The following is a 19895-nucleotide window of genomic DNA, read 5'->3' as shown; positions in this document are numbered from 1 at the left end:
GTGGCCGACCGCCCGGACCGAGGAGACCCCATGACCGTTCCGACCCGCATCCGCACCTCCGCCAAGGCCGTCGTCCTCCACGAGGGGTCCGTCCTGCTCACCCGGAACCTCTGGAACGGCAAGGAGTGCCACTTCCTCCCCGGAGGGGGCCAGGACACCGGTGAGCTGCTGCCCGACGCGCTCCGCCGCGAGGTGCGCGAGGAGACCGGGCTGACCGTGAGCGTCGGTCCGCTGCTCTGGGTCCTGGAGGGCTGGACGGAGGACCCCGGTGTGCTCACGTCGGAGAACTTCCACCGGGTCGAGGTCGTCTTCCTCTGCACCGTGGACGGCAGCGCCGAACTCGTCGGCGGAACCGAGCAGGACATCGACCAGATCGGCCTCGACTGGGTCCCGCTGGAGAAGATCACCTCCCTCGGCACCCTGTCGCCCCGCTACCGCGCCCACATGGCACCCCTGGTCGCCGGCACCGTCCCCCGCGCCGCCTACCTGGAACGCTAGGTCCCCTCGTCGGACTTCCGCCTGCCACGCCCGCCTGCCTCGCCCTCCGGGCGACGACGGGAGTTTGACGACAGGCCCTAGGCGGCGCCCGGACCCGGACCGGCCGCCGTCCCCGGCCTGCGCGCCTCGATCAGGGTCCGCGCCGAGTGGGCCACGAACGGGCCCTCCGCGCGGATCAGCGCGTCGAGCGCACGCAGCCGGGGCAGCTGGGACTCCACCGTGAACCCCGGCACGATCCAGATGACCTTGCGCAGGAACCAGATCACGGCGCCGATGTCGTGGAACTCCATCCGCAGCCGCTCGGAGCGGAGATCCACGACATCGAGACCGGCATCGCGCGCCGCCGCGCTCTCGTCGTCGGGATGCCGGTGCCGGGCCGCCTCCGGCTGCGGGCCCAGGAAGTATTCGGCCAGTTCCCAGACGCTGGCGGGACCGACGTGCTGGGCGAGATAGGTACCGCCCGGCCGCAGGACGCGAGCGATCTCCGACCACCACACCGTGGCGGGGTGGCGGCTGGTGACGAGATCGAACGCGGCGTCCGCGAAGGGCAGGGGAGGCTCGTCGGGATCCGCGACGACGACGGCCCCCCGCGGGTGCAGCAGCGCGGTGGCCCGTGCGAGGTTGGGGGGCCACGACTCGGTCGCCACCATCGTCCGCGGCAGCGTCGGCACACCGGCGAGGACCTCCCCGCCACCCGTCTGGACATCGAGACCGGCGGACGCACGGGCGAGCCGCTCGCCGAGCAGCCGGTGGTAACCCCAGGACGGCCGGCGCTCGGTCGCCCGACCGTCGAGCCAGGAGAAGTCCCAGCCGTCCACGGACGCCTCGGAGGCCTCGGCGACGAGCTCTTCGAAGGAAGGTGTCATCCCCCCATCATCCGTGCCGACCGGGTCGACGCCCTCGGCGACCTGCCCGGTCGCCCTTCGCCAGGCCCGGGCCTGGGTCACCGGCCCGCCCGTCGTGCCTCCGCCGACGCACCCGCCTCCCGGTCCGCGTCCCATCCGTCGACCACGCCCGGAAGCTCCACACGGGAGCGGATCCCGAGCCGGGCGAAGACTCCCCGGAGATGGTGGTCCACGGTGCGGGGGCTGAGGGAGAGGTGGTCGGCGACCTCCTGGTTGGTGGCGCCCCGCGCGACGAGGCGGACGATGCGCTGCTGCTGGGGGGTCAGCTCGCGAGGCTCCGCGGGGCCCGTCGCCCCGCCCGACGCGCCTCCCGTGGCGCGGAGTTCGGAGCGCGCGTGCTCCGCCCAGCCCCCGGCGGCGGCCCGCTCGAAGGTCACCAGGGCGTCGCGCAGCGGACCACGCGCGTCCCCCGGCCGTCGGCGCCGCCTCAGCCACGTGCCGTACGCGAGAAGGGTGCGGGCCCGCTCGAAGTCGTTCCCGCAGCTGTCGTGGCGGCGCACCGCCTCGCGGAACCAGTACGCCGGCGCCTCGCCCTCCGCGAGCAGGGCACGGCAGCGCGCCAGTTGCGCCCGCGCGGGACCGTCGACGCCCAGGGAGGCCCACACCGCGTACTCCTCGGCCGCGTCCCGGGCCTCCGCGTCCCGGCCGGCCGCGACCGCGCTCTCCACGAAACAGGGGACCACCAGCATCCGCAGCGCGAAATGACCGCCGCGAGGACCCGGCCGGACCAACGGGAGGAGCCGCGCGGCCGCTTGGGCGGCCAGCCCCCGGCCCTGCTCGGCCCGGGCCAGCGCCCACTCCGCGAGCGTCGCCGCCTGCACGAGCCCGTGCGGCCCCGCCGTCGCGAGCGCCCTCCCGGCGTGCTCCGTCACCGCCCTCCCGTCGCCCTCCACCGACGCCACCAGCGCGAGTACGGCGTGCTGGTGGGCGGCGACGTTGTGCTGACCCGTCGCCTCCGCCGTCCGCAGCCCCTCCCACGCCGTGCGCGCCGCCCGGCTGTACCGGCCGGCCCGCAGTTCGGCGTACGCGAGTTGTTCGAGGGCGTGGGGCAGCAGGGCCGTACGGTGCTCCGCCCGCGCCCGCACCAGCGCACGGGCGTGGATCCGGGCCGCCGCCGTCGTGTCGCCGACGACGAGCGCGGCCGCCCCGGCCCGGAGGAGCAGCCGGGGATCGTCCGCGCCGCCGTCCCCGGCCACCACCCGCGCCAGTGCCGTACGGGCGTCGTCCAGCCGTACGGTCAGCGCGGCGCGCAGCCCGTCGGCGAAGTCCCGCTCCAGAGCGGGCACGTCCTCGCCGCCGTCCAGTGCGGTCAGGCAGGCTTCCGCGTCGCCGCCCGCCCACGCCGCCTCCATCGCCAGGAACCGGGCGTCGGACGCCTCCGCCGGCGCCCGCCCCCGCAGCAGTTCCGCAGCCTGGAGCAGCGCCTCATGGGCGTCCATGACCGGACCGCCGGCCAGCGTCGCGAGCCCCCGGACCAGCTGCGCACGGCCCCGGGCGACGGGGGAGAGCGCGCGCACGGCGGCGGACGGCCCCAGCCGGTCGGCCCGATGGCCCGCACCCCGCGCGAGCGCCGCACCGGCCGCCGGCCGGTCCGAGGAGGACGCCGTGTCCGTGCCGGGGCCGCCCGTCGAAGACGCGTCCGCGCCCCCGGCCGGAGCGGGGGCCCGGGTCGCGCCCGGCCAGGACGGCCGGGCCGAGGCGAGCGCGGCGCGCCCCAGGAAGGGGTCCTCGAAGCCGATGCCGCCGCCCCTGCGGCGGCGCAGCAGCCCGTCCGCCACCAGACCCTCCAGCGGCTCGGCCGGGGCACGCGCCCCGCGCACGCCGCCGGACGGCGGCCCGCCGACGCCACCGGCACCGTACGCCGCCGGGCTCGCTCCGTCGGCCCCGGCGCGGCCTGCCAGAGCCACCACGGCGACCGTGGCCAGCAGCCGGCGGGAGGCGGCGGGGAGACGCTCCAGGAGTCCTCCGTACACCTCGGCGAGGACCGTGTCGTCGACCGCCGGCCGCGGCAGGGGCAGGGACCCCGAGAGCTGAGGCGCGGTCAGGCGCCGTACCGCCGCGGCCAGGACGCCGGGATGACCGTCCGCCTCGTCCAGCAGCCGCTCCTCGACCGGCGGCGCCGGGGCGACCACCGGGCACAGGTCACCGAGCAGCGCCCGCGCCCCGGACGTGGTCAGCCGCCCCAGCCGTACCGTCCGCGCCCCCGGCACCTCGGGGCACCGGTGATGGCGCGCGGCCGACACCAGCCACCCCACCGGGCCCGTCCCCCTGCCGTCGGCCTCCTGCCAGGCCGCGGCGAGCGCGGCCCGTGAATGCGCGTCCCACAGATGGAGGTCGTCCACACAGATCAGGACGGCTTCCCGCTCGGTGACGAGGGCGGCCACGGCCCGGGCGAGCCCGTCCTCGCCCCGTGCGAGCCGCAGTGCCCGGCGCCCCGCCGCCGGGGTGGGGGCGAGCGCCGCGAACAGCGCCCGCGCCGCGCTCCACGGGCCCCGGTGATGGGGTGCGGCGATCCGGTGCGCCGTACCGGGAAAGTCGTATGCCGCCCGGGAGAGGAGGGCGGTGCGCCCCTCGCCGGGATTCCCGGTGACGAACAGCACGCCGCCGCGCCGGGCCGCGGCGCGGGCCGACAGCCGGGCCACGGCGGCGAGTTCCGCCGTGCGGTCGTAGAGCCGCGGGCCGTCGGCGGTGTGCGTCGTTCCGCTCACGGCGATCACGTTACCGACCCGTACGGGACGGCGGAAGGTTCCCGGGTCTGGGCAGCGGCCCAGACCCGGGAACCGGGCTCTGTGACGGTGCACAGGGCGTCAGGAACCGAGCGGGCAGGTGCCCCGGTACTCGTCGATCGTCAGACTCGGCCGCGGCAGCGGGCACAGGAACTGGTCGTAGCGGACGTCGTCGTCGATGAAACGCTTGAGCCAGGAGAGGCTGTACTTCGCGATCGTCGTGTTCGACGAGTTCGGGGTGAAGTGCGTGGCGCCGTTCAGCTCCAGATACGCCTTGTCGAGGGAGCCGGGCAGGCTCTCGTAGAACGGCTCGGAGTGGGTGGCGACGGGGGCGATCGTGTCGCCGTCGGCGCCGATGACGAGCGTGGGCGTGGTGATCTCGGGCCAGGTCTTGTCCGTGTTCCACGCGGTGAGGGGGACGGCGGCCTTGAGCGACGGCCGGCTCTTGGCCGCCTCGAGGGTGCCGCCGCCGCCCATCGAGTGCCCCATCACACCGAGCCGGCTCGCGTCCACGCGGCCCCGAACGGTGCTGCGCTGGGTCAGGTAGTCGAGTGCCGCCAGGAGTTGCCGCCCGCGGCTGTCGGGCTGGTCGACCGTGGTCAGGGTGTCGATGGTGAACACCACGAAGCCCTGCGAGGCCAGCCTCGGCCCCAGCCACGCGATGGAGGACTGGTAGGCGGTGAACCCCGGAGAGATCACCACCGCGCCGAAGGTGCCGTCGCTCGTGGACGTCGGGTAGTAGATCGTGCCGCCGCCGAAGCCGCTGACGGCGAGCGAGGAGACGGTCGTCTCACCGACGGAGTACGAGCCGCGCAGCGCCTCGATGCTCGACTGGGTGGGCGCCGGGCCGCGCTCGTACGGGTTGGCCGCGGCCGTGCCGGCGGTTGCGGAGCCGGCCGCCTGGGCGCCGGGGGCGAGCAGCAGGGTCAGACAGGCGGCGGCCATGGCCGCGCCGAGGTGTCGTGTCACGACGGAGTCGTCCTCTCGTGTCGTGGGGTGGCCGCGGCCCCGAGCGTCCGGGACGGTGGCCACGCCGTGATCTGGCTCGGCCACTGTCCGGTCGGCACGCCCCACGGGCATCGGCAGAATCACCGGTCTTCTCCGGACGGCGTCACGAACGCGTCACGAACGCGCCACGAACGCGCCACGAACGCGCCGTCGTCATCCTCGCCGACACCCTCGTCCGGCCGGTCCCACGACCGGCGGGAGACCCCCGGCCCGACCCCGCGCGGGCCGGGACCGCCCGGGCACGGCCTCCCGGGATCGGCCCCGCGCCCGATCCCGCCTCCGGTCGCCCCCCCCACGAGCCCTGCCGCGCCCGGCTCGCCCCTGGGGCCCCGGTCTCAGCCCCGTCGTGCCAGGCGGACCGTGACCGTCTTCGGCCGCTGGTACTCCTGGAGTGCCAGCGTGCTCAGGTCGGTGCCGTGACCGGAGGCACCGCGGCCGCCGTGCGGGAGTTCCGCCGTCTGCACGAGATGGCAGTTGACCCAGGTCTCGCCGGCGTCCAGAGCGGCCGTCAGCTCCAGGCCGGTCGTCAGGTCCGTGGTCCACACGCTCGCGGCCAGGGCCTGCGGGACGCTGTTCGCCAGGGCGAGGGCCGCCTCCACCCCGTCGGCCCGCTGCACGGTGAGGAGCGGTCCGAACACCTCCTCGGTGACCGCCGGGTCGTCGTCCGGGAGGTCGGCGAGCACCCGTGCGGGCCGCCAGTGCCCCGCCTCCTCGCCCGGCGCCGGGGCGACGTCCGCGACGATGTTCCGCTTGGCGTCGGACGCGGCGACCAGCCGGTCGTAACGCCCCGCCTGGTCGGGGTTGTTGAGCGGGCCGAAGTCCCGCCCGGCCACCCGCCCGGCCATCGCCGCCGTCAGCCCGGCGACGGCCGTCTCGTAGTTCTCCGGCAGGGTGATGACCCGCGCCGGAGCCGCGCAGCTCTGCCCCGCGTTGTACGTGACGGCGTCGGCGAGCGACTCCCAGGTGTCGGCGGGCGCGTCCGGGAGGACGATCGCCGGAGCGTTGCCGCCCAGCTCCAGACTGACCCGCCGTGTCCCCGCGCGGACCGCCACCTCCGCGCCGGCCCGGCCGCTGCCCGTGAACGCCACCATGTCGACCGCCGAGTCGACGAGCAGCCGGCCCGTCTCACGGTCGCCGGGAAGGTACGTGAGGACCTCGGGTCCCAGTGCCGACGCGGCGTGCCGGGCGAGGAGCTCCAGGCTGTCCGGAGTCGTCTCGGCCGGCTTCGCCACCACCGTGTTCCCGGCCGCCAGGGCGGGCGCGCACCGCCAGGCCGCCATCAGCAGCGGATAGTTCCACGGAACGACCACCCCCACCACGCCGACGGGCTCCCAGCGCACCCAGCTCTCGTGCCCGGCCACCAGCAGGCCCGCGGCCGGTGCCGTACGGGTCCTGGCCGCCGTCGCGTAGAACCGGAACAGGTCCGCGACCTGCTCGATCTCGCCCGCCGTCTCCGCCTCCGGCTTGCCCGTCCCGGCCCCCTCGCGGGCGGCGTACTCCGCCGCGTGCTCCTCGACGAGACCTGCGAGCCGGTCGAGGCGCCGGCCTCGCTCCCTGGGGGTGAGGGCGCTCCAGGCGGGCAGGGCGGCACGCGCGCCGGACACGGCGGCCAGGACCTCGGGCAGCCGGGACAGCACGGCCGTGCCCCGCGGCGCCCCGGTACGCGGGTCGGTCAGTTCGGTCACGGCGGGGGAGTCGGTCGCGTCGCGGGTCATGCGGGGGCCTCTCGTCGATCGGGGTGGTGCTCGTTCACACGTCGTACGACCGCAGCCAGAGCTCCAGGGTGAGCACCAGCCACAGCTTGCCGCCCTGCCGGGGCAGCAGAGCGCCCTCGCCCCGCAGCCAGGACCGGACCGTCTCCGGCCGGAACAGGCCGCGTCCCAGAGACGTGGGCCCGAGGAGGAGGTCCTGGCCGAGGTCCCGGAGCGGGCCCGTCAGCCACTGCTGGACCGGCACCCGCATCCCGCTCTTGGGCCGGTCGACCACCGTGTCCGGGAGCAGGTCCCGTACCGCCTCCTTGAGGATCCACTTCTCCGCCGTACCGCGGAGCTTGAAGGACGGAGGGGTCGCGAAGGCATGGTCGACGACCGACCGGTCGAAGAGCGGGGAGCGGCCCTCCACCCCCTGCGAGGACGTCAGCCGCTCCACCTTGGTGAGGATGTGGTGGGCGCCCTTGGTCCGCAGGTTGCAGTGGAGCAACTGGTTGAGGAGGTGCTCCATCCGGTACGGGCTGCCGCCCTCGGCCGTCAGATAGGGCGCCACGTGCCGCTCCAGGGGCGGGGCGTCCCGCAGGGCGTCGAGCGCCGCCGACGTCAGCAGGTCCGGCAGGTCCGTCCAGCACTTGCGGTACGAGCGGAGGTACGCGGTCGCCCGGTCCTCGTCCCAGGGCGCGCCGGGGGTCCGGTGCATCTCCTGGACCAGCATGGGCAGGTTCTTCGGCCCGCCGAAGACGGGGTCCCCGCCCTCGCCGTTGAGGACGACGGAGGCGCCGTCGGCGGCCACGGCCTCGGCGAGCATCAGGTTCGGCACGGTCAGCGGATCGCCGACGGGGCTGTCGAGCAGCGCGGCCGCCTCGGCGAGGCGGGCGGCCACGGCAGCGCCCGACACGTCGAGGACCCGGTGGCGGGTGCGGCAGTGCGCGGCGACCAGACCGGAGTAGCCCAGCTCGTTCGGCAGGTCGTCGCCGAAGCTGATCGAGTAGGTGTGCACCGGGTGGCTGTGCAGCTTCGCCGCGAGGGCGGTGACCAGGGAGCTGTCGATCCCGCCGGAGAGGAGCACGGCGGCCGGCTCGGCGACGGGCAGACGGCTCGCCGTGGCCCGCTCCAAGAGACCCCGCAGTGCGAGGACATGGGCGCCCGGGTCCACCGGTGGCGGGTCCTCGATCCGCTCACGGGGCTCCCAGTGGACGGACTCGGTGGACGTCCCGTCCCGGTGCAGCCGCAGTACCCGGCCGGGCAGCACCTCCCGTACCCCGGTCAGCAGGGTCTCCTCACCGGGCAGATAGGCGAAGGTGAGGAAGGAACGGACCGCGGACAGGTTCATCGAGGTACCGAGCGCGGGCCAGCGGCGCAGCGCGCGCAGCGAGGTGGAGGCCGCCCAGGCACCGTCGGCCCGCGCGTAGAACAGGGTGCGGGCGCCGACGTGGTCACGGATGAGGACCAGGTCGGGGCCGTCGAGCACGGCCAGCACGAACATACCCTCGGCCAGGGCGATCCCCGCGTCCCCGAGCAGTGCCCAGCAGCGCAGCAGCAGCTCGCCGTCCGGGCAGCCGGGCGGCACCGGAGCGGCCCGCTCCGCGAGGGCGGCGAGGAGCACCGGGCGGTTGTGCAGGGTGACCTCTCCGACGGCCGTCCGCCCGTGCGCGGTGAACGGGCCCTCGGCACGGCCGTGTTCACCGGGGAGCAGAGCCAGCTCGGCGCCGGGGACCTCGGCCGGGACATGGCCCGGACCGAGCGCGCGCATCGCGTCGAGGTGGGCGCGGGCCTGCCCTGTGGTGGCGGCCAGACAGGCGCACAGACGTGCCACGAACTGCTCCTTCTCCTGGTGTCGCTGGTCGTGCGGTCGTGCGGTCGGGCGGATGGTGCCCGCGGTGCCGGTGGTACGGATGGTGCCCATGGTGCTGGTGGTGCCTGTGGTGCCGTGGCGAGGGCGGCGCCGGGCGTGCCGGGCACTGTCGGCGTGAGGGGCGGATCAGCCGAAGTCGTCGTCGTTCCAGGCGTCCGCGTCGCCGTCCCAGTCCGCGTCCCAGTCGTTCCCGTCGCCGGAGCTGTCCCCGGACCCGTCGGTACCGTCCGCAGCGTCGTCGGCGGCCGAGCCACCGCTGTCGCCGCCTCCTCCGCCCCCGCCGGACTGCTGCGCCTGCTGCTGCCGCAATGCCTCCTCCTGCTCGGGGGACATGCTCAGCGGGGGCAGCTGGGCGGCGGTGACGGCGAGGGCCGCCACCCCGAGGCCCGCGAGCAGGACGCCCATCCGGCCCCCGAAGGAACTCCGGTTGACCAGGACCTTCTCGCCGCGAGCCCACAGGGTGCGGCCGTAGCCGATGTCCCGGGCGTAGGTGACGGTGCCGTCGGCGAGGCTGCGCTTGATGATCCGGTCGCCGAGCAGCTCGTCGGTGCCGGAGGCGCCGCGATTGTCGTGCCAGTGCACGAGGTGAGGGTGACCGGAGGCGCGACGGCGCCACTCCTCCAGACCGTTCTCGTAGCGGCGGTGGACGGTGCCGTCGGCGAGCAGTTCGTCCGCGTAGCCGATCTCTTCGGGACGGTTCATGGTGTGCGTACCTCGGGTCGGTGGGAGGGAGCGCCGGGACGGGTCACGCGGCGGGCCAGGTCATGAAGCCGGATCCGCGCAGTCCGCGCAGGCCGCTCCAGAGGGAGTCGCGGGGCGGTCGAGGCCCCCGCGTCAGGCGCAGTACCGTGCGCACCAGCCGGTCCGGTGGTACGGCCGAGACCTCGGCGAACCGGCCCTCCGCAAGCCAGTCGGCCTCCCGCGGCCGCAGGGCGGCGGGCAGGGCGGCGAGGCCGGCGGGACCGGGCACGGGGCCCCGGCCCGTGGGGAGCCGCAGGGCGGCCGCGTGCCGGGGTGCCAGCCCGAGGGACACCACGCGGACCCCGGGCAGCGGCCCCAGACCGGCCCGTACCAGCGCCGGGAACGCGAGCCCGGCCGGGCTCGCGTCGTGCAGGACGTACACGGTGGCGCCGTCGGCCCGCAGCAGGGCGGCGGTCAGGCGCGGGTCGAGGGGCAGGGCGTCCGTGGCGGCGAACACCGGGCAGGCCGCCTCCAGATGGACGTGGTTGGCGAGCAGCATCCCGGCGATCGAAGGGTCCTGGCACATGAGCAGCCGGGGCAGCCCGTAGTCGTACAGGTCGGGCTCGGACCGCTCGGAGGATCCCGTCCGCCCGGACGGCCTCCTCCGCTCGTCCGGGGCGGCCAGCGGCGGGAGGAGTCCCGGTACGGTCTCCCGGCCCCGCGCCTCCAGGGCGCGGGTGAACACGGGAAGACGCAGGACCGGGGCAGGGGTGCCCGGGACCCGGCCCCGCAGGAACGTCGAGCCGGGACTCAGGACGCGGCAGGTCTCGTAGTAGAGCTGGCGCTCAGTGAAGCGCAGCCCGCCGGGCGCTCCGGCGCGGGCCGCCGCCGCGGTGATCGCCCGGTCGGCGACCCCGACCGTCGTCCGGACGGCGAACCCCGGGACGGGGCGGCCACCGGCGCGGGCGGCCTGGCCGGCGGCGGCGTCCGGGCCCGTCGTGGCGGGCTGTCCGGTCCCGGTGCGCGGGGTCGGGAGGTGTCGCTGGCTCATCCGGCCGTGGCGCCTTTCGTACGGGACGGGCCGTCGGCCCGTGCCGGCGTCGCGGCCGGCCAGGTCAGGAAACCGTCGGTGGAGCGGAGTGCGGCGGGGCGGGCGGACCTGGCCCGTTCCACGGCCGCCGTGACGGCCGATTCCAGGAGGGCCGGCGGAACGGCGGCGAGCGGGCTCCAGCGGCCCCCGGCCAGCCAGGCGGCCTCCTCCTCGGTCAGGCCCGCGACGGACCTGAGCTCCGCCGCGTCGACGGTGGACGTGGTCGAGACCCGGTGGACGGCACCCCGGCGGGTCCGCACCGCGGAGACCGGGAGTCCGGCGTCCACCACGACCCTGCCGGGATGAGCGAGGCGCAGCAGCGGGGCGAGCAGCGCCCCCAGGGTGCTCGCGTCGTGGAGCACCACCACCGGGAGTCCGGCGGGGACGTCCGCCAACGCCTCGTCCGCGGCGCCCGGTTCGGCCTCGACGAGCCGTGCGGCCAGCTTCTCGGGGAGGGCGTTGGCCCGGAGGAACACGGCGACCGCGTGGTCGGTGCAGAGGATGACCGTGTCGCGGCGGCCGGTCACGGACTCACGGGGTGCGGGAGTGCGCGGGTCGTCGTTCACCACCCCCGGCGGCAGCCGCGTGTACACGGTTCGCCAGGAACCGGTCATCGCCTGTCGGAACGCCGACTCCGAGGGGGTGATGCTCCACCACGCCCTGCTCGCGGGCCGGTACCGCAGGGACGACGCCACGATGACGACGGCGACGGCCGCGGTGACACCGATCGCGCCCGCCGCGCCGTGGACGAGGTCGCCGACGACGAGGAGGAGGACGGCGAGGGGCACGGCGACCAGCCACCGGACACCGGGCCGGATCCCGCGCGCGGGCTTCGCGTCCCAGACGTAGGTGGAGACCCGGGAGAGGTACCAGAGCTGGGTGAGGGTCACCTTGAGGCGTCCGCCGTCGGTGGCGCGCTCGGCGACCCGCCGGATCCGCAGGTCGTGCATGCCCCGGCCGTGGATTTTCGGGTCGAGGGCGAACCTGCGCTCGCACCGTGAGCACGTCTGTCCGGTCCGTTCCCTGGCCGCCAGCTGGGCGGCGCAGTGCGGGCAGATCACGGACCACCCGCCGGGTCGGGTCCGGCCGGCTCGGGCCAGGTGAGGAACCCCAGGTCCGCGGCGCGCCGCCGGTCCGGGTCGGCCCTGCGCGACACCTGCCCGGCGACCCGGTCGACGACCGCGAGCAGCCGGGCCGGCGGCAGCCCGACGAGCGGGAACCGCCAGCCCTGCCCGAGCCACTTGAGCTCCTCGGGGGTGTACGTGCCCGGCGCCGCGAGAAGCCGCATGTCCGCGGGGCTCGGCTTCCGCCGCGGGTCCCGGTACGGAACGGCCTGCGGCAGGGCCCGTACGGTGCGCAGGGGCGGTCCCACGTCGATGACGGTCCGGCCAGGCAGGGCCGCCCGGACACCTCGTACGAGGAGTTCGCCCTCCGCGTCGGAGTCGTGGAGCACGAGCACCGGCCACTTCGACGGGACGGCCGCGGCCTCCACGGCGCTCCGGACCACCGCGAGGCCGTGGCGGGCGGGCAGCCCGTCGGCGACGAGGAACGCGACGACGGCGCGGTCGGGACAGATCAGCACCCCGGTCGTGCCGGCCGCACCGGCCGGGTCCGCGGCCCCGCCGGTGGATCCCGCGAGGTCGAGCACACCGGGCGGGAGCACCCCGTACACCGACCGCCACGGGGAGAGGATCTGAGTCGGGAAGGACTCCCGGACGACCGGCGGGATGCCCCTGCCGGCGCCCATGGCCCGGGCCGCGCTGATGCCCAGGCCGATGAGCAGCAGGGCGGCGGAGCCGATCAGCAGGACCGGAACCTCGGCGAAGAGGGCGATGACCGTGACGAAGCCGGCCACCACGAACGCCGCGCCCGCGCAGCCCTGCCCGAACTCCGTGTCCCGGAGCCGCTTGCGGGAGAGGGCGTACCAGAGCTGGTCGGGGACGATCGCGATCCGGCCGCCGTCGGTGAGGACGGTGGCGATCCGGCGCACCCGGAGGTCGTTGAGACGGAGCGGGTTGGTCTTGGGGTCCAGCGCGTAGGAGCGCCGGCAGTGGGTGCAGCGGTTGCCGGTGCGCTCCTTGCGGAGCAGGTTGCGTTCGCAGTGCGGACAGATCACCTGGGCACCTCCAGTGCGGCCGCCACACGGCGCAGCCGGGCGGCGAGCCGCTCGCGGACCGTGGTGGCGGCGAGGCCGTGGACCCGCTGGGCACGCTCGATGTCGCGGAGTTCGGCGGCCAGGGCCCGGTAGTCGGTGACGGCCTCGGCGGCCAGCGCGGTCCGGCCGCCGGCGAGGGAGCCGCCGGGGGAGTCGGCCCGCCGCTCCGCCTCGGCCGCGGTGATCGCGTAGTCCTCGTGGTCGATGCCGTACCCCGTGTTCGCGGCGAGGATGGTCAGCGGGGTGCCGCCGCGGTTGGCGAAGGAGTGCGGCATCATCTCCGGGATCCGGATCAGCGTGCCCGGCGCGAGCGGGACGTCGGTGACGCGCCCGCGGGCCTCGTCGTACAGCCCGCAGGCCGCGTGGCCGAGGCTGAGGACGAAGTGCTCGCCGCCGTGCGCGTGCGGGGTGAAGGCGCTGCGCGGGCCCACGACGCCCAGCTTGACGGTGGCGTTCGACGGCCGCTCGGGCGAGGTCGCCGCGTCCCCGACCAGATAGTGGGCGAACTGCCCGTCGTCGATGAAGCGAAGGAACTCCCGCTCGGGCCCGAGCTCCCGGCTGCCCTCCCGGTCGGCGAGCAGGATGCCGCCGTCGGGCCGCAGGTGGTACAGCTCCACCCCACCGGGCAGATCGCGCGGGACCCCGCCCGGCATGTCGTCCGGTATCCGGTCCTGCGCTCGTACCTGTCGTACGGGTCGTACCATGATCGCGCCTCCCCCTGACGCCCGTTGCACGTGCTCACGCACAACATCCGCATGGTAGAGCGCTCTTCGGTAACAACGGGAGTCCTCGGAGCCTCTCTCAGGTGATCCGGAGGTGAACGGCCGTCCTCCCGCCGAGCCCCCACGCCTCCGCTCAGTGCCGCCGGTCCACCGTCGCCGCGGATTCGCCGAGCGCCCCGGCGGCCGTCCGCCACGCCGCCGTGACCGCCCCGTGGGCCAGCTCCGTCGCGGCGGTCACATCGGCCGGCAGCCGCAGCGGCGCTCCGATGTGGACGTGCAGACACGGCCTCCGTACCGGCGCGGTGAGCACTCCGGCGATCTGCTTCACGCGCCCGCCCGACGTGATCCGGCGGGCCCCCGCCTGACCGATCGGCACGACCGGGCGCCCGGTGGCCCCGGCCAGCCGCGCGAGCCCCGTGCGGAACGCCTCCGGGGGGTTCTCGGCGGAGTCCGGCCGCGTCGGGATCCGGCCCTCCGCGTACAGCATCACGTGCCGCCCCGAGGCGAGCGCCACCGCCGCGTGGTCGAGGGCGGCGGCGGCGTGGGCCGAGCCGCGGTGGACGGGCACATGGCCCTCGCGGGTCAGCGCCCGGCCGAGCAGCGGGATCCGCCACAGGCCCGCGGTGGCGAGCAGGACCGGCTCGACGGAGAGCCGCTCGCGGAGCGCGGCGAGGACGAGTGCCGGATCGGCCGTCGAGGTGTGGTTCACGACCAGGATGCTGCCGGGTTCGAGGCGCGCCCCGGGATCGGCGGTGACGGTGAGTCGCCCGAAGAACGGGACGACGCGGGCGGCGAGACGGCTGAGCACGAAGGGCCCCCTGGATCCGAGGACGAGACGCTGACCCCCTCATCGTGCGAGATCCGGGGCCCCCTGACATGAGCACATGTACTCAGCTCCCGTACCCAAAGGCCATGAGTGCGGGGCGCGGTGGCGGGCGGTCCCGCGGGGCGGTCTAGGCTGATGGCCCGACCGCCGTCACCAGGACGGAGGCCGGACCGGGGACGGGCCAGCGGGAGAGGGGGAGGACGGTGGTGCGTTCGACGCGGCGGTTCGTGGCCCTCCTGCCCGCGCTGCTCTGCGCGGTCTGGTCCCTCCTCGTCCTTCCCGCGACGGCCGCGCAGCCGGCGGACCACACGGCCAGGGCCGGTCAGGCCGCCACCGGGACCGCGGCGCCCGCCCCGGCCCATGGCGCCGGACCCCGCGCCTCGGCTCCCGAGCCGCACTTCGCGCCCACCGCGGTCGTACGGCTCCCCGCCGCCGTCGAGAATCCCGTACGGATCCCCGTCACGCCCGTGGGCACGGCCACCGTTCCCGTCGATCTCTCGCTCCCGGCGCGCGGCGTCCTCGCCGGCGACCCCCGCCGCGAGCGCGCGCCGCCCGGTGCGGCCCACGACCCGCGGGCTCCGCGCGGCCCTCCTCCCACCCGGCACAGCTGACGTTCTCCCGCGTCGCCGTCCGGGCCATCGGCATGCCCCCGGGCCGGTCCACGACGCGTGTCCACCCGTACGTCCGGCACGGCCGGCGCGCGCTCCCACCCATCCGCGTGGGCGCGTGCCGCCGCCGTGCGCCGCCCGTGGAGCAACCGTGTCCTCTCGTTCCGCCTTCTGGCGTGCGCTGCTCGCGCTCGCCGTCGTCGCCCTTTCCCTCTGGATCACCCTGACCACCCCGCCCCGCCTCGGACTCGACCTCCGCGGCGGGACCCGTATCGTCCTCCAGACCCACGACGGCGACGGGCCCACCGCCCGCGCCGACGCCGCGGCCACCGACCGCGCCCTGGAGGTGCTCCGCAAGCGCGTCGACGGGCTCGGCGTCGCCGAACCCTCGCTGGCCCGCTCCGGCGAACGCCGCATCGTCGTCGAACTCCCCGGACTCCGCGACCCGCGCCAGGCCGCCGAGGTCATCGGCCGTACGGCCCAGCTCACCTTCCATGCCGTCACGGGGGAGGCGCGGGCCCCTGCCGGTAGCGCCGACCCGAGCGGTCCGAGCCGCTCGGGCGGGCCGGAAGGCGCCGGCCGGCCGGAAGGCTCGGGCGGGCCCGCCGTCCCGGCCGCGAAGAACGGCACCGCCCGCGTCCTCGCCGACCCCGACGCGCCCGGTCGCTTCCTCGACCTCGCCGCACCCGTCCTCACCGGCGACGGCGTCAAGAGCGCCGAGGCCGTCCTCGACACCACGAGCGGCCGCGGCTGGACCGTCGACCTCTCCTTCCGCGACCGCGCCGCCGACACCTGGGCCCGGCTGACCGGCGCCGCCGCCTGCGCGGCGCCCGGCGACCCGGCCCGCAGGGTCGCGATCGTCCTCGACGACCGCATCGTCTCCGCGCCCGCCATGCAGACCGGCGTCCCGTGCGGCTCGGGCATCGGGGGCGGCTCCGCGCAGATCACCGGCGGGTTCTCCGGGCAGGACGCCCGCGACCTGGCGGCCCTCGTCCAGGGCGGCGCCCTGCCGGTCCCCGTCACGACGATCGAGCAGAGCACCGTGGGCCCGACGCTCGGCGCCGAGGCCATCAGGGCCAGCGCCTGGGCCGCGGTGATCGGTCTCGCCTGCACCGGGATCTTCGTGATGGTGATCTACCGCCTCCTCGGCGTCCTCGCCACCGCCGCGCTCCTCCTCTACGGGCTGATCTCGTACGCCGCGGTGGTCGCCCTCGGCGCCACGCTCACCCTCCCCGGCCTCGCCGGCTTCGTCCTCGCCATCGGCATCGCCGTCGACGCGAACGTCCTCGTCTTCGAACGCGCGAGGGAGGAGTACGCGGCACTGGGCCGGGCCGCGACCGGCCGGGATCTGCGGCGGCCGCTGACGGCGGCCTTCGGCAAGGTGTGGAGCGCGGTCGCGGACTCCCATGTCACCACCCTGCTCGCGGCGGGCCTGCTGTTCGTCTTCGCGACCGGCCCCGTCAAGGGCTTCGGCGTGACCCTCGCCGTCGGCGTCGTGACCTCGCTCCTCACCGCGATGGTGATCACCCGCCTCCTCGCCGACCTCGCCCTGCGCCTGCCCGCCGTCCGACGACGGCCGGCGGTCACCGGCATGGCGGGACTCGGCCGGCTGCGCACCCGGCTGACCCGCCGGGTCCCGCGCCTCATGGCCCACCGGCGCCGCTGGCTGCTGTCCTGCGCCGGGCTCCTGATGGTGGCCCTCGCCGGAGTCGGTGTCCGGGGCGTGGAGTTCGGCGTCGAGTTCACCGGTGGCCGGGTCGTCCAGTACACGGCCGAGCGCCCCGTCGACGCCGACGCGGCACGTGCGGCGGTCTCGGCGGCGGGCTTCCCCGACGCCGTCGTGCAGACGACCGGCGACAGCGATGTGTCGGTACGCGTCCGGGAGAGCGGGGGCGGCGAGCAACGGGAGATCCGTGACGCCCTCACCCGGGTCGCGGGCCCCGTGGAGGTGGAACGCGACGATCTGATCGGACCCAGCCTGGGAGGCGAGCTGCGCACCCACGCCCTGCTCGCGCTCGGCCTGGCGGTCGCGGCCCAACTGCTCTATCTGACCGTACGGTTCCGCTGGACGTACGCGACGGCGGCGGTGGCCGCCATGACCCAGGACGTGCTGCTCGTGATCGGCCTGTTCGCCTGGCTCGGCAAGCCGGTCGACAGCGTCTTCCTCGCCGCGCTCCTGACCGTCGTCGGCTACTCGGTCAACGACTCGGTGGTCGTCCTCGACCGGCTGCGGGAGCTGCGGCGCCGCGGCGGGGGCGTTCCGCTCGCGGACCTCGCCGACCGGGCCGTCGCCCAGACCCTGCCCCGCACGGTCAACACCGGGATGGGCGCGCTCTTCGTCCTGGTGGCGCTCGCCGCCCTGGGCGGCGACTCGCTCACGGACTTCTCCGTCGCGCTGCTCGCGGGAGTCGTGCTCGGGATGGCGTCGACGGTGTTCACGGCGATGCCGTTGGCGGTGGCCCTGGAGACCAGGAACCCGGCCGCGGCCGCCGCACGGGGCTCCGGCACGCGGCAGCGGGCGGGCGGTTCCGGCGCGGGCCGGGACCGCTCGGGCGCGGTGGTCTGACCCCGGCGGACCGGGCGGCTACCCGCCACGGGCACCGCACGGCCGCGCCGTACGGAGCCCTCCTACGGCCTCCCCGTGTGCCCGCTCCGTACGGAGCCTTCGTGCGGCCTCTCGGTACGGAGCCCTCGTACGGAGCCCTCGTACGGTCTTCCCGTACGAGGGCAGACGGGTCGCCCGCCCGGTCACGCCCCCGAGAGCTCGGCCTCGATCAGGTCGGCGGCCCGGCGCGTGCCGCCCTCGCGCGCCATCGCCCCCTGGATCTCCCGGGCACGACGCGCCACTTCGGGATCGCCGAGAAGCGCGAGCACGTCCTTCCGCAGCCGCTCCGGGGTGACCTCGTCCATCGGCAGGTGCCGCGCCACCCCCAGGGACCGGAGCATGTCGGCGTTCCCGAACTGGTCGACGGCCTGGGGGACGGCCACCATGGGCGTGGCCGTGGCCAGGCCCTCCTGGCTGCCTCCCGCGCCCGCGTGCGTCACGAAGGCGTCGGCCTGCCGCAGGATCGCCAACTGGGGCACCCAGGAGTGCACTTCGACATTGGACGGCACCTCGCCCAGCTCGGCCGGGTCCACGAACTTCCCGATCTGGAGGACGACGTGCCAGCCGGGGAGCCCCGCGAACGCCTCCACGCAGTCCCGGTAGAAGCCGGGCAGCTTCGTGAACGCGGAGCCGAGGGAGACCAGGACCACCGTCGCCGCGTCCGCCGGCCGCTCCCAGGCGCCCTGCTCGGCGCGCTCGCCCTGGCAGGCGCCGACGAAGGTGTAGACGGACTCGTCGACCCGGTCGGCCTGCGGCTGCAGCGCCTTCGGGATGAGGACGAGCGCCCGGCGCGGGCGGGCGACGAACCGGTCCGGGGCGATGTCGAGCCCGTGCTCGGCGAGCCAGGCCCCGAACCGCGCGTAGTACGCCCTGCCGCGGGGTGAGGCCTTGAGGCCGGCGGACATCGGCTCGGCGACCTCCTCCTCGTACCCCTCCCACGGCACGAGGTTCGGCCACAGCGAGACCGCCGGCACGCCCCAGCCGTGGGCGAGGACGCGGGCCGGGTAGGCGGTGATGTCGTGGAGGACCAGGTCCGGCCGGTCGCCGTCGAAGGCCGCGGCGAGCTGCGGCAGCGCCTGCACGGCATCACTCAGGAAGGGTTCGAGGTTGTCGATCAGCTCCGTCCCCCAGGCGTCCGGGTCGTCGTCGGTCGGCAGGGTCGAGGTGTAGACGACGGGCGTGGCGCCGGTCTCCGCGACCTTCTCGGCGAAGGACGCGGGAATGGCGTAGCTGACGCGGTGGCCCCGCGCGACCAGCTCGCGAATCACCTCCAGGCTCGGGTTCACGTGGCCGTGCGCGGCGATGGAGAACATGGCGATGTGTGCGGGAGACGCGGTGGCGGTCATGACGGCCACTGTAGATGAGACGATACGTCTCGTCTACTCATTGCCCCTGGGGGGCCGGTCGGCGGGACGCGGGGCGGCGCGTTCATGGATGCCGTGGTGCGGCACGGTGTCGGGGCGTGTGGCGCGAGCGGGCGGCTGGTCGCGGCCGCGACGTGTCGAGTTCATGATCGAGCCTCTCCATTGTGAGCTGTGCATGCCAAGATGTCGCCTGTCGAATCATGCCGCCCGACCCAGGGGACACAGTGAAGACACAGGTGTACGCCACCCGGGGCGCGCTCGCCGTCGCCGCCGCCCTCACGATGATCATCGCCCTGCCCAGCAGCGCGTTCGCCGCACCTCCCCCCGCGCTCCCAGCCAACGCCGACGGCCTGGAGCAGACCTTCCAGCCGGCCTACGACTACGACACGGACGGCTGCTACTCCACCGCCGCGATCGGACCCGACGGCACCGTCAACCCCGGACTCAACCCGTCCGGAACCGTCAGCGGCCAGTGCCGTGACTCCTGGGACCTCACCCAGACCAACGGCTACTCGCGCGCCAAGTGCAACAACGGCTGGTGCGCGATCCTCTACGGCCTGTACTTCGAGAAGGACCAGGCCGTCTGGGGCAGCGGCCTCGGAGGACACCGCCACGACTGGGAGCACGTCGTGGTCTGGGTGCAGAACAACCAGGCCCAGTACGTCTCCACGTCCGCCCACGGCAACTTCAACACCTACGGCCGGGACGCGATCCGCTGGGACGGCACCCACCCGAAGGTCGTCTACCACAAGGACGGCATCGGGACGCACTGCTTCCGCCCCGCCAACTCCAACGACGAGCCGCCGGAGAACCATCAGCACACCTGGCAGTTCCCGAGCCTGGTCGGCTGGAACGGCTATCCGGCCGGCCTGCGCGACAAGCTCAGCCAGGCCGACTTCGGGAGTGCGGTGTTCGGCCTGAAGGACGGCAACTTCGCCCCCCACCTGGCCAAGGCCAAGCCGGCCGGCATCCCCTTCGACCCGTACGCCTGACCGGCCGGGCCCGGGTCCGGACCCAGCCGTGGGCCGTCGGCGCCCGTCAGGACGAGACGGACGCCGACGGACCCGGCCCGGGCGGGAGCCGGCCCGTCGCAGCCGGTGGAAGCCTCCGGCGGCCCGTCGCAGCCAGTGGAAACCCTCCAAG

The 19895-nt window shown here is 75.4% G+C and carries 16 protein-coding genes; 4 read left to right on the top strand and 12 right to left on the bottom strand.

Annotation, left to right across the window (positions count from 1 at the left end):
• Nucleotides 1-30 precede the first annotated feature (30 nt).
• Nucleotides 31-498 (top strand): NUDIX domain-containing protein, encoded by a 468-nt coding sequence (locus tag OG392_RS02855; protein ID WP_329275167.1) that lies wholly within the window; start codon nt 31-33, stop codon nt 496-498.
• A gap of 77 nt (nt 499-575) precedes the next feature.
• Here the strand turns inward: OG392_RS02855 and OG392_RS02850 are convergent, their stop codons facing one another.
• The 11 genes from OG392_RS02850 to OG392_RS02800 all read right to left on the bottom strand — a co-directional run bounded on the left by OG392_RS02850 (nt 576) and on the right by OG392_RS02800 (nt 14157).
• Nucleotides 576-1364, bottom strand: a complete 789-nt coding sequence (locus OG392_RS02850; protein WP_329275165.1) for a class I SAM-dependent methyltransferase — start codon at nt 1362-1364, stop codon at nt 576-578.
• A 77-nt stretch (nt 1365-1441) separates the two neighbouring features.
• Nucleotides 1442-4111 (bottom strand): helix-turn-helix transcriptional regulator, encoded by a 2670-nt coding sequence (locus OG392_RS02845; protein ID WP_329275163.1) that lies wholly within the window; start codon nt 4109-4111, stop codon nt 1442-1444.
• 99 nt (nt 4112-4210) lie between these two features.
• Nucleotides 4211-5074 carry a bis(hydroxyethyl) terephthalate hydrolase gene (bdeA, locus tag OG392_RS02840; RefSeq protein ID WP_329287032.1) on the bottom strand — a complete coding sequence of 288 codons (864 nt, stop codon included), beginning with the start codon at nt 5072-5074 and terminating at the stop codon, nt 4211-4213.
• A 398-nt stretch (nt 5075-5472) separates the two neighbouring features.
• Entirely contained in the window at nt 5473-6852 is a 1380-nt protein-coding gene (locus tag OG392_RS02835) for an aldehyde dehydrogenase family protein (RefSeq protein ID WP_329275161.1), read from the bottom strand.
• Nucleotides 6853-6886: 34 nt separating this feature from the next.
• The gene (locus tag OG392_RS02830; protein WP_329275159.1) at nt 6887-8752 is read right to left on the bottom strand and encodes an asparagine synthetase B family protein; all 1866 of its coding nucleotides are present in this window, start codon (nt 8750-8752) and stop codon (nt 6887-6889) included.
• Between the two features lie 75 nt (nt 8753-8827).
• Nucleotides 8828-9403, bottom strand: a complete 576-nt coding sequence (locus tag OG392_RS02825; protein ID WP_329275156.1) for a hypothetical protein — start codon at nt 9401-9403, stop codon at nt 8828-8830.
• A 43-nt stretch (nt 9404-9446) separates the two neighbouring features.
• Nucleotides 9447-10433 carry a hypothetical protein gene (locus OG392_RS02820; protein WP_329275154.1) on the bottom strand — a complete coding sequence of 329 codons (987 nt, stop codon included), beginning with the start codon at nt 10431-10433 and terminating at the stop codon, nt 9447-9449.
• Nucleotides 10430-11422 (bottom strand): hypothetical protein, encoded by a 993-nt coding sequence (locus OG392_RS02815; protein WP_329275152.1) that lies wholly within the window; start codon nt 11420-11422, stop codon nt 10430-10432. Before OG392_RS02815 ends, OG392_RS02820 begins: the two co-directional genes overlap by 4 nt.
• 107 nt (nt 11423-11529) lie before the next feature.
• Nucleotides 11530-12588 carry a hypothetical protein gene (locus tag OG392_RS02810; protein ID WP_329275150.1) on the bottom strand — a complete coding sequence of 353 codons (1059 nt, stop codon included), beginning with the start codon at nt 12586-12588 and terminating at the stop codon, nt 11530-11532.
• Complete coding sequence (locus OG392_RS02805) at nt 12585-13331, bottom strand: cupin domain-containing protein (RefSeq protein ID WP_329275148.1); 747 nt, start codon at nt 13329-13331, stop codon at nt 12585-12587. The genes OG392_RS02810 and OG392_RS02805 overlap by 4 nt, the downstream gene beginning before the upstream one ends.
• Nucleotides 13332-13482: 151 nt before the next feature.
• Nucleotides 13483-14157 (bottom strand): lysophospholipid acyltransferase family protein, encoded by a 675-nt coding sequence (locus OG392_RS02800; RefSeq protein WP_329275147.1) that lies wholly within the window; start codon nt 14155-14157, stop codon nt 13483-13485.
• Between the two features lie 221 nt (nt 14158-14378).
• Here OG392_RS02800 and OG392_RS02795 point away from each other — a divergent pair, with 221 nt between their 5' ends.
• Together OG392_RS02795 and secD are read left to right on the top strand one after the other, a co-directional pair.
• Complete coding sequence (locus tag OG392_RS02795; RefSeq protein ID WP_329275145.1) at nt 14379-14786, top strand: hypothetical protein; 408 nt, start codon at nt 14379-14381, stop codon at nt 14784-14786.
• A 148-nt stretch (nt 14787-14934) separates the two neighbouring features.
• Entirely contained in the window at nt 14935-17349 is a 2415-nt protein-coding gene (gene secD / locus OG392_RS02790; protein WP_329275144.1) for a protein translocase subunit SecD, read from the top strand.
• Between the two features lie 182 nt (nt 17350-17531).
• Here secD and mgt read toward each other — a convergent pair whose 3' ends face one another.
• On the bottom strand, nt 17532-18734 hold the full coding sequence (gene mgt / locus OG392_RS02785; protein ID WP_329275143.1) for a macrolide-inactivating glycosyltransferase: 1203 nt from the start codon (nt 18732-18734) through the stop codon (nt 17532-17534).
• 299 nt (nt 18735-19033) lie between these two features.
• Between mgt and OG392_RS02780 the strand changes: the two genes are divergently transcribed.
• Complete coding sequence (locus tag OG392_RS02780) at nt 19034-19744, top strand: NPP1 family protein (protein WP_329287030.1); 711 nt, start codon at nt 19034-19036, stop codon at nt 19742-19744.
• Nucleotides 19745-19895 lie beyond the last annotated feature (151 nt).

This window comes from Streptomyces sp. NBC_00691 (genome assembly GCF_036226665.1).
GTDB lineage: Bacteria > Actinomycetota > Actinomycetes > Streptomycetales > Streptomycetaceae > Streptomyces.
Note: the sequence above shows the minus strand (reverse complement) of the source record. Positions and strands in the feature narration are given on the sequence as shown.

Coding starts and splice junctions, on each gene's coding strand:
- OG392_RS02855 (WP_329275167.1), top strand. CDS start 31: ATGACCGTTCCGACCCGCATCCGCACCTCCGCCAAGGCCGTCGTCCTC.
- OG392_RS02850 (WP_329275165.1), bottom strand. CDS start 1,364: ATGACACCTTCCTTCGAAGAGCTCGTCGCCGAGGCCTCCGAGGCGTCC.
- bdeA (WP_329287032.1), bottom strand. CDS start 5,074: ATGGCCGCCGCCTGTCTGACCCTGCTGCTCGCCCCCGGCGCCCAGGCG.
- OG392_RS02835 (WP_329275161.1), bottom strand. CDS start 6,852: ATGACCCGCGACGCGACCGACTCCCCCGCCGTGACCGAACTGACCGAC.
- OG392_RS02830 (WP_329275159.1), bottom strand. CDS start 8,752: ATGGGCACCATCCGTACCACCGGCACCGCGGGCACCATCCGCCCGACC.
- OG392_RS02825 (WP_329275156.1), bottom strand. CDS start 9,403: ATGAACCGTCCCGAAGAGATCGGCTACGCGGACGAACTGCTCGCCGAC.
- OG392_RS02820 (WP_329275154.1), bottom strand. CDS start 10,433: ATGAGCCAGCGACACCTCCCGACCCCGCGCACCGGGACCGGACAGCCC.
- OG392_RS02815 (WP_329275152.1), bottom strand. CDS start 11,422: ATGCACGACCTGCGGATCCGGCGGGTCGCCGAGCGCGCCACCGACGGC.
- OG392_RS02805 (WP_329275148.1), bottom strand. CDS start 13,331: ATGGTACGACCCGTACGACAGGTACGAGCGCAGGACCGGATACCGGAC.
- mgt (WP_329275143.1), bottom strand. CDS start 18,734: ATGACCGCCACCGCGTCTCCCGCACACATCGCCATGTTCTCCATCGCC.
- OG392_RS02780 (WP_329287030.1), top strand. CDS start 19,034: ATGATCATCGCCCTGCCCAGCAGCGCGTTCGCCGCACCTCCCCCCGCG.